Raw genomic sequence first — 7,071 nt, 5'->3', positions numbered from 1 at the left:
GCTGCGGGTCCGTGGGGGTTGGCCGGGGGGGTGGGCGCCCCCCGCCAAAACCCCGGCCCGCCCCCCGGCGCGCCCCCCCCGGGGGGGGGGGCCGCGGGGGGGGGGGGGGGGCGGGCGCGCCCCCCTGACAAGTGTCAGGGTCGCCGGACTTCTCCGCCCTGTAGACATCGGACACCACTCCTCAACGCTGGGAGAAATCCACATGCGAACTCGTACGCTTAGACGTTGTTTAACGGCCCTTCTCGCAACCGGACTGGTCATCGGCAGTGCAGGAGTGGGGCAAGCAGCCAACACGGGCGACAGCGTGAAGTCTGCCGCTTTGACACAAGCTTCCGCGGGGCCGGTCAACGCCGCCGCGTACCCCAGGGTTTACCTCAACACCGTCGTCAACCAGTGGACCCACTGGACCCCCGACTACTACGACTCCAGTCACGCAGGATGGCTGTATGCGGGTTCGAACTACTTCTACTGCTACGTGCGGGGGGTCAGCTATACCGACAACGGGCGCGAGAGCATCTACTGGCTTCTGACGGACGACGACAGCGGCAACAAAAACGTCTACGTCAGTGACGTGTACCTCGACGAATCGGGTTGGCAACACGTCCTCTTCCAGCTGAACTACTGCTGAGTGCCTGTGACAGGGCCTTGCTGTTGAGGCAGTTCAGAGGCTCGTTGCTTCGGGCGGATCCGCCCGAAGCGACGGCCGGGCCCCAGGTCCCGTCCGTCGTACGGTGGCCGTATGGGCAGGGACGGGGTTCCCCAGTTGCGTCTGGTCGTCGTCGCGGTCGACGGGGGCGGGCCGCGGTTGTGCCGACGGTGCGGTGGGCCGCTGATGCCGTCGGTGAAGTCGACGACGGCGTTCTGTTCGTCGGCTTGTCATTCGCGGCACTGGCGGCGAGTGCGGCGGGCGAGGGTTCGGACCGGGGAGGTGAAGGCCGGCGTGACGACCTCGTGTCCGCAGTGAGAGGTGCCGTGGACGGTCGGGGTCGACCGCCCGGTCTCGGCGGTGTACTGCTCTCCCGCCTGCCGCAAACAGTCATGGCACGCGCGGTCGGACAGGGTGTGAGCCTGCGCGTTCGATGGATGCGGGGTTGCTTCGGGCGCCGGGGCCGTATGCCCCTGGCTGCCGGGCGAGGCGGTCGGATGGCGAGAAGTGACTTGCTCCCAGGGCACGTTGGCGACACATGCGGGCGTCGCACTCGAGGCTCGTGGGGGTGGTGTCCGGATGACCGGGATGGTCGGCAGTGTGACCTGGCAGCGCTGCGACGAGTTGGTCAAACTGGGGCGGCACTGGGTCGAGACGATGAGCAGCGTCCAGTGGCGGCTCGGGGACGCGGCCGTGGAGATCGAGCCGATGCGCTCCTACGGGGGCACCAACCCGTCGGGGAACGAGGAGTTGTTCACGGTCAGCGAGGCGATCCGAATGTTCGCCGAGGACGTAGGCCTGGCGTACTCGACGGTCCGGTCCTACCGGTGGGTGACCTCGCGCTGGCCGAAGGAACGCCGGCGGGCGGACGTCTCCCACACCGTCTACAAGATCCTCGCCTCCGTCCCCGGCGAGCAGGAACGGTTCGAGGCGGTGCCCCCCGGCCAATCCGCGCGGCGGGCCCGCGCGCTGGACGCACGACAGCGCGAAACGGATCGTCGGCTGGAAGGTCGACACCCCTGAGAGCGTCCAGGAGGAGGTGGACGCGATCCACGACCTGGCCGCCGACGACCAGGTGGCCACGCGGGTGGCCACCGACTTCCCGCGCCGCCCGGCGGTCGCCTCGAAGGCCATGGCCGACGGCACGGCCAGGCACGCCCTGAACTAGGCGCAGTCCGACCAGTTCCACCAGCAGGTCCAGCACGGGCAGGAGGAAGCCTCCCCGCAGTTGGACCAGCTGCGGCGCATGGAGCACAACACCCAGTTCATGGACCTGGTCGCGGTCTGCACGCAGTTCACGGTCCGTTGAGGCAGTCGGCAACCCTGTGGAGCACGAGTACCGTCCCCGGCCAGGATGCGGCTGTGCGTGATGTCCAGGGCGATCCCGAGTTGCAGGATCTGGTTCGGCGGTTCGTCACGCCTGATCGGCGATACCTTCGGTTGGGCGGGAGCGTTTTCCGGTTGAGCCCGGTCGGGCGCTCCGCGTTTGTGCGGGATCCGGCTCAGGCTGCGTACGAAATCACTCCGGCGGAGCTCGGCGTCCTCTTCGAGGGCGGATGGCGCGAGTGCGAGACTGCCGCCTGGCTGGTTGCTGTGGCCCACAGGTCAGAGTTCCGCGAGCTCATAGGCCGGCTCCTGCTGGCCAGCGAGGGACCGTATACGGGCGCGGCATACTGCGTCGCCCTTGCGAAGTCCGGTACTGCAGCGGATGCCGAACTGCTGAGCACATACCTTGATCACTACTTGTCGCGTCCCGACCTCGACTACGACCAGGCAGTCGTCCTTGGGACGCTTCTGTACCTCGATGAGATTCTCGGCTCCGAGTACACGACACGGTTCCTTGCCCCGGCCGGTCCCTGGGACCGATGGCTCGAAGTCCGGGCCGTGGCGGCTCTCGACCCGCATGACTGTCGGCAGGCCGTGCAGCAACTGTGCGCTTTCGTCGACGAGACCGCTGAGGTCTTCGCCTCGCTGGCCTGCGGGAGCTGATCATGACCGAGCGGGACATCATCCTCAACGAACTCGCCCAAGGACTGCGCCCGATGTCACAGGGCATCGAGTGGTTCGACACCCACAGCCCGGATGAGCAGGCCGAGATACTCCTGTTCCTGCGCCACCACTGCGTGCAGGCGCGCGCCGTCACCGAAGACGGACCGGAGAGCATCCGACGTGCCGGGCTGCGCCCGACGCACACCCCGGCGGTCTTGATCACCTGCGGCCCGATCGACCAGCAACTGGGGAAGATCGCCGGCCTCACCCCTGTCGACGAACGACGCAAGGCGTTCCGGCTACTGGTCGAGGTCCTCGCGGTCGCAGACGAACGGCGCCGCGAATGCTTCTGCTCCGGCGGATGCGGTCACTGGTGGCACAACCTGCCCGTCGCCGACGGGTGAGGACGAGTCCCCCGCCGCCGGCCTCCGCCCCTGGACTCCATGTGCGGCAAGACGGACTGACGGCAGTGTTCATGCGCTCGTGTCGTCGGTGGCTGAGTCGATCACCGCGCTCAGAGCCTGCAAGGCGTCATCGTATTGGTGGCGGTCGAACTGGAACGGACCGAATGCCACGTAGTCGCGGGTCTTGCGGTGGGGTTGCTCGAAGGCGTCCCAGGTTACGAGATCCGCTGTCGCGGTGATGCGGGCCATGAGCGGCCAGCACCCCCACTCACCGCATTCACAACCCAGGACGGGGGTCTTCGACCCCATCGCGCTGGTGGACAGTCCGAGGAAGTGGTCCTGCATCGGGCCGAACCGGAAGAACTCCGGAATCAGACCGCCGTAGGCATCACCTGCAGGCTGCATCCCGGCCGCGATCTCATACTCGTCGATCAGCTCGGTGAGTGGTGTTCCGTCGATGTGAGGGACGACCACGAGCAGACCCCTGTCGCCACGGTGCTGGCAATCGAACCGGATCTCATTGCCGATCATCCCGCGATTGTCTCAGCGACCCTGCTCCCTCCTTCTGGGCGGGGTGAGCCGGGGCCATACGCAACATGCCGAGGTTGATCGCACGCTGCCGGGCGCGGAGTCGATCTGGTCGATTCTGGATTCGGCGCCGGCGAAGCTGACGCGCAGGCCCTCGAATTCGCCGAGCCAGCCCTCTTTCTCGGCTTCGGCGATCCGGTCGAGGAGGTTGTCGCGGATCACCACCAGGCGGCCGCGCTGGGCGGGGTCGGGGCGCAGGAGGGAGCAGCGGACAGAGTCAGGAGCGCCCGTGCTCGCGGTTGAGCTCGTGGTAGCCGCGGAAGTCGAAGAACCGCAGGCCGTCGATCACCGCTCCAGACAGGATTTCCGGCAGGGTCCAAGGATGGGGGGTGTAGTCGTCCGTTGCCACGCCTCCATGCTCAAGCAGCAGCACGATCATTCGGTGAACCTCTGCGGTGCCGTCGATCCGCCCGGAGATGTCGATCTGCACCGCCCAAGTGGGGTGATGTCCGACGGCCGCTTCGAGGATCGCCACATCCTCGGGATCCCAATCGGAGAAGAGGTAGCCGGTCTGCTCATCGTCCATGTCGATGTAGAGGTTGCCGTCCAGAGTCCATGGATTGCGCTGCTCGGGCAGATGCCGATTGAGCGAGGCGACGGTCGCAGCTCGCTCACCTGCGGGAAACACGAAGACAGTTCGCATGGGTTGGAGCGTAGGCAGTTCAGCTTCGTGGCGACCATGGATTTCAGGGACGGTGCTGGTCCGTCGACGTAGTGGTGGTGCGGATGGCGACGTCGGCGAAGGTCGGCATGCCGAGATCGGGCGGGGAGACGCTGATGGCACTGACGACGGGCCCGTGCGAGCCGTGGGAGATCGACCTCTGCCGCGACCTCAGCACCTACGAATGGGAACTCTTCGTCCCCAGGAGAGTTCCCACAAGCGCGCCAAGAGGCTCCAGCAGGGGTGGATCCCGGGTGGCGCCCGATCGCTTGAAAGGTCGACGGCAGCGCCACCGGCCCGTTCTCGCCCACGCGAAGGCACGCGGCGCCTTCGCCGCCGAAGCGGGCCGACTGGTCGTACAGGCCATGGACCTCGGAACGTGGATCGGCCGGGCATTCGAGGACCTCGTCGAGACAACGGGCAGGAACACCCGGCCACGCCCTGCGGTCACCGTACTGACCCTGCCAGAACGCAGCGCGGACACCGGCGTGCCCAGTTCCCCTCCTGCCCACTCCGATCAGCCGCTGGACGCCGCTGCAGCCGCGTCCTGTCGCTGCTGCAACGACAGGACCACCAAGCCCGCGAAGACCTGAAGAGGGAGCGACACATCGGTGAGGTCGGCCATCAGCCCGCTGCCGAACCCGCCACGCCGGAATTCGCCGAGGACGCTCTTGCCCCGCACCAGCTGCCGCTTTCCGCGCATGGCCGACGGGCGGGTCAGCTCGTACTCGGCCTCCCCGTCAGTGATGTACCACCGCCGGCCGGACCGGTGCGCCTCGGCCCGGACCGGTCCTCCCGCTTCTCCCGCGAGCATGTGGAAGGAGCGTCCCCAGTTGGAAGAGCTCAGCTCGAAGACCTCACCCGCCAGCTCGACGTGACCGCCCGACCTCCAGGCGCGGGCGGACCATCGCGCGACCGGCACACCCTCCGAGAAGACCTGGTAGGTGCGTCCGAAGGCACGTTCCCGTTTGATCTCAAGCATGAAGCACTCCCCGGCCAACGAATAGGAAAGACCTGAACAGGCATCCACCGCCTTCCCTCGGGAAGCCCGCAGATGCCCGTCAGGGGCCCTTACCCGGGATGTGGCGTCACAAGGCCGTTCTGACTACGTGCGCCATTTCGCCCCCCGGGACTCGCACAGCAACGTCACAGGACCAGGATCCGGACCAGGCACGGGCCAACTCGCCCCAGCCATCGCCACTTTCACCCATACCCACAGGTCAGAGGCCATGGCGAACCTGTACCACCAGCAGACGAAGAACCTCCTGGTGTCGTACTCGCCGAAGAAGCTGGGCTTCTTCTAGCTCGCCGTTCCCATCGGATGCGCAATCGTCGGAAGCCGTGCAGCCACGCGAAGCTCCGTTCTACGATTCAGCGGTAGGTTCCCAGTCCGGTGCCGTGCAGGGTGCCTCGGCGGGCGATGGCCGGGAGGATGCCGCGGGCGCGGACCTGGTCACGGTAGATGTCGTGGTCGTAGCCGCGGTCGGCGAACAGTGAGTCAGGTTTGGGGCGGGGAAGGCCAACGCGGCCGCGGACCGGCAGGATGGCGTCGAGTAACGGCAGGAGCCGGGTGGCGTCGTTACGGTTGCCGCCGGTCAGCAGGACCGCAAGCGGGGTGCCGTGCCCGTCGGTGATCAGACATCCGATGGGCACGGCACCCCACTCAAGGTCATCACCACCGCGGCCAACGCCAACGACGTCACCCAGACCCTCGCATTCGTCGACGGCATCCCGCCCATGGCCGGGCGTCCTGGCCGCCCGCGCCGCCGCCCCGCCTCACTTCTCGGCGACAAGGTCTACGACTCCAACCCAAACCGGCGTGAAATGCGCAGAAGCAGGACCCTTTCGGTCATCTCACGCAAAGGCGCCCCGAATATCAAGGGCCTGGGCAAACTCCGTTACGTCGTGGAGCAGATCTTCGCCCTGCTCCATCAGTTCAAGCGCCTCGCCGTCCGGTGGGAACGACGAACCGAACTCCACGACGCCTTCGTCTCGTTGGCCTGCAGCCTCATTTGCTGGAAACGTCTCAAGGAGGCCCACTCATTATCCTCTTACGAGCCCATGGCCCGCTTCTTGCTTTTTCGAGATTCTTGGGAGTGTGGTCGCCGATTGCTCTTTTCGAGTGAATGCTCCGGTCGGCGGCAATCCAAGCCGACCGCCCGGAACGGATAACCGATGCTCGCCGCAATGCGGTGAATTCGGTGGCCTGCGGCTGCCGACAGCAACCGAGGAAGAGGTCCGTATGAAGTCTCGTGTCATCAAAAGTGCCGCCCTGTTCGCTGCGGTCGGCGCCATCGTCCTGGGCAGCGGGGCCGCAGCGTCCGCCGACAGCGGTGCGCAGGGTGCGGCCGTGGGCTCTCCGGGTGTGCTGTCGGGCAACCTGATCCAGGTGCCGATCCACGTGCCGGTCAACGTCTGTGGCAACACCGTCAGCATCATCGGCCTGCTCAACCCGGCCTTCGGCAACAGTTGCAGCAACGGTGGTCACGATCAGGGGGGCATGTGGCGCTGACTGCTGCGTCCTCTGAGCGCGGCAGCAGGTGAGACGCACGCCCGGACCTGACGGTGCGGTGTGTGAGTGGGCCCGTCCGTTCGGCGCCGGTGTGGCGGAGCCGGCACCGAACAGACGGGCCCTTGGTCGTATCGGCCCGGCCGCGGGTACATCAGTCAATCGCGTGTAAATAGAGATAATCCGTAGCCGGGGAGCCCGCGGATTGGTCTGAAAAAGAAGTGCGCCGGATCGGGTGATCGACCAATCCGCGCAGCATTCAGGACCGGATTCC

Annotated in this window: 11 protein-coding genes and 2 pseudogenes; 7 read left to right on the top strand and 6 right to left on the bottom strand. The window is 66.7% G+C overall.

Annotated elements, in window-relative coordinates; translation table 11 throughout:
• The first annotated feature begins 319 nt into the window (after positions 1-319).
• The 5 genes and pseudogenes from ACFVH5_RS43430 (at position 320) to ACFVH5_RS43410 (ending at position 3,039) form a co-directional block, all read left to right on the top strand.
• Positions 320-628, top strand: a complete 309-nt coding sequence (locus ACFVH5_RS43430) for a hypothetical protein (RefSeq protein ID WP_385839213.1) — start codon at positions 320-322, stop codon at positions 626-628.
• 597 nt (positions 629-1,225) lie between these two features.
• Positions 1,226-1,669 (top strand): DUF6192 family protein, encoded by a 444-nt coding sequence (locus ACFVH5_RS43425; RefSeq protein WP_385839212.1) that lies wholly within the window; start codon positions 1,226-1,228, stop codon positions 1,667-1,669.
• Positions 1,641-1,955 (top strand): annotated as a pseudogene (locus ACFVH5_RS43420) (DUF6192 family protein). Before ACFVH5_RS43425 ends, ACFVH5_RS43420 begins: the two are co-directional and overlap by 29 nt.
• Before the next feature lie 53 nt (positions 1,956-2,008).
• Complete coding sequence (locus ACFVH5_RS43415; RefSeq protein ID WP_385839211.1) at positions 2,009-2,635, top strand: DUF6000 family protein; 627 nt, start codon at positions 2,009-2,011, stop codon at positions 2,633-2,635.
• Positions 2,636-2,637: 2 nt separating this feature from the next.
• Positions 2,638-3,039, top strand: a complete 402-nt coding sequence (locus ACFVH5_RS43410; protein WP_385839210.1) for a DUF5958 family protein — start codon at positions 2,638-2,640, stop codon at positions 3,037-3,039.
• 69 nt (positions 3,040-3,108) lie between these two features.
• On the opposite strand, the gene ACFVH5_RS43405 is transcribed toward ACFVH5_RS43410, so the two are convergent.
• The 6 genes and pseudogenes from ACFVH5_RS43405 to ACFVH5_RS43380 form a co-directional block, all read right to left on the bottom strand.
• Positions 3,109-3,570: a hypothetical protein gene (locus ACFVH5_RS43405; RefSeq protein WP_385839209.1), complete on the bottom strand. Its 462-nt coding sequence runs from the start codon at positions 3,568-3,570 to the stop codon at positions 3,109-3,111.
• Between the two features lie 12 nt (positions 3,571-3,582).
• The gene (locus tag ACFVH5_RS43400) at positions 3,583-3,792 is read right to left on the bottom strand and encodes a hypothetical protein (protein ID WP_385839208.1); all 210 of its coding nucleotides are present in this window, start codon (positions 3,790-3,792) and stop codon (positions 3,583-3,585) included.
• Positions 3,793-3,844: 52 nt separating this feature from the next.
• On the bottom strand, positions 3,845-4,270 hold the full coding sequence (locus ACFVH5_RS43395; protein ID WP_385839206.1) for a hypothetical protein: 426 nt from the start codon (positions 4,268-4,270) through the stop codon (positions 3,845-3,847).
• Positions 4,271-4,313: 43 nt separating this feature from the next.
• Positions 4,314-4,466, bottom strand: a complete 153-nt coding sequence (locus tag ACFVH5_RS43390) for a hypothetical protein (protein ID WP_385839205.1) — start codon at positions 4,464-4,466, stop codon at positions 4,314-4,316.
• Between the two features lie 339 nt (positions 4,467-4,805).
• On the bottom strand, positions 4,806-5,270 hold the full coding sequence (locus ACFVH5_RS43385) for a hypothetical protein (RefSeq protein ID WP_385839204.1): 465 nt from the start codon (positions 5,268-5,270) through the stop codon (positions 4,806-4,808).
• A 320-nt stretch (positions 5,271-5,590) separates the two neighbouring features.
• A pseudogene (locus ACFVH5_RS43380) lies at positions 5,591-5,926 on the bottom strand (transposase); the annotation flags it as partial.
• Here ACFVH5_RS43380 and ACFVH5_RS43375 point away from each other — a divergent pair.
• Both ACFVH5_RS43375 and ACFVH5_RS43370 read left to right on the top strand, forming a co-directional pair.
• Positions 5,909-6,460: a transposase gene (locus ACFVH5_RS43375; protein WP_385839203.1), complete on the top strand. Its 552-nt coding sequence runs from the start codon at positions 5,909-5,911 to the stop codon at positions 6,458-6,460. The pseudogene ACFVH5_RS43380 and the gene ACFVH5_RS43375 sit on opposite strands and share 18 nt — an antisense overlap.
• A 70-nt stretch (positions 6,461-6,530) precedes the next feature.
• Positions 6,531-6,800 (top strand): chaplin, encoded by a 270-nt coding sequence (locus tag ACFVH5_RS43370; protein ID WP_385839201.1) that lies wholly within the window; start codon positions 6,531-6,533, stop codon positions 6,798-6,800.
• The last annotated feature ends 271 nt before the right edge of the window (positions 6,801-7,071 follow it).

It is taken from the genome of Streptomyces sp. NPDC127119 (genome assembly GCF_042677425.1).
Taxonomy (GTDB): domain Bacteria; phylum Actinomycetota; class Actinomycetes; order Streptomycetales; family Streptomycetaceae; genus Streptomyces.
This window is presented reverse-complemented; position numbering and strand designations above follow the sequence as displayed.